Genomic DNA, 1,270 nt, shown 5'->3' on the forward strand with positions numbered 1-1,270 from the left:
GCGAAAGCGTCCAAGACCGACCGGGGGCGGATTCTCGATGAGGTGATGGCCTCGACCGGGATGGCACGGTCGAGCGCCAGGCGGATGCTGACCGGGCCGCCGCTGCCAGACCCTGCCGAGCAGGTTGATCGGCGACGGTTGCGAGCGAAGTCGTATAGCGATGAGTCCCGGCTGCTGCTGGAGCATGTGTGGGCGCTGATGGGCTGTCCGTGCGGGAAGTACTTCACCGTGATGCTCCCGATGTGGCTGCCGCTGCTGCGAGAGGCGGGGGACCTCGACCGCCCGTTCACGACACCCGGGACGATCGCGGAGTTGGAGGCGATGAGCCCGGCCACGATCGACCGGTACTTGGCCCCGGCACGGCGGGGAATGCAGCTGCGGGGCATCGCGACCACGAAACCGTCGCCGTTGCTGCGCAACTCGATCGGGTTGTCGAAGGCCGGCGATACCCCGCCCACCGAGCCGGGGGTGGTCGAGGCGGACACCGTCGCGCACTGCGGGCCGACATTTGCCGGGGAGTTCGCACGGTCATTGACGATGACGGATCTGGTCACCGGGTGGACCGAGAACACCTCAATCCGCAACAACGCGTCCAAATGGATCGTGCAGACCGTTGCCGAGCTGGAAGGGATGTTCCCGTTCCCGCTACGCGTTTTCGACTCGGACAATGGCTCCGAGTTCATCAATCACGACGTCGCCGACTGGCTGCAACAGCGCGATATCGCCCAGACCCGGTCGCGACCCTACAAGAAAAACGACCAGGCCACCGTGGAGTCCAAGAACAACCACGTCGTCCGCAAGCACGCGTTCCACTGGCGGTACGACACCCCCGAGGAGCTCGCCCTGCTGAACGAGTTGTGGCCGCTGGTGTCGCTGCGGCTGAACTTCTTCACCCCGACCAAGAAGCCGATCGGGTATGCCACCACCGTCGACGGGCGCCGCAAACGCATCTACGACAGGCCGAGAACGCCGTGGCTGCGGGTACTCGAGTCCGGGGTGCTCACCGACGAGCAAGCCACCGCCGTCAAGGCCCGCATCGCAGGCATCAACCCGGCCGACCTGACCCGACAGATCAACAAGATCCAGCTTCGCCTGATCGAGCTCTCCAAAGACAAAACCGACGCCCTTGCCACTGCGCGCGGACTTGACATGGCATCCTTGGAACCGTCGATCCGTCGACTCCAACCAACAAAATGACCGCAAGCCTCGCGCTCACAATTCGTGAGGCACCAGCTCACCCCTCGCGCTCACTTTTCAGTGAGGCACCTCG

1 protein-coding gene is annotated in these 1,270 nt (G+C 64.6%); it reads left to right on the forward strand.

The window, feature by feature from the left end; genetic code table 11:
• Nucleotides 1-1,197, forward strand: a 1,197-nt coding sequence (locus tag ACQVDU_RS15840; protein ID WP_443477648.1) for an integrase catalytic domain-containing protein, incomplete at its 5' end; no start/stop codon positions are given.
• Between the last annotated feature and the right edge of the window lie 73 nt (nt 1,198-1,270).

Source organism: Microbacterium sp. F2, from assembly GCF_052274505.1.
Taxonomy (GTDB): Bacteria; Actinomycetota; Actinomycetes; order Actinomycetales; family Microbacteriaceae; genus Microbacterium.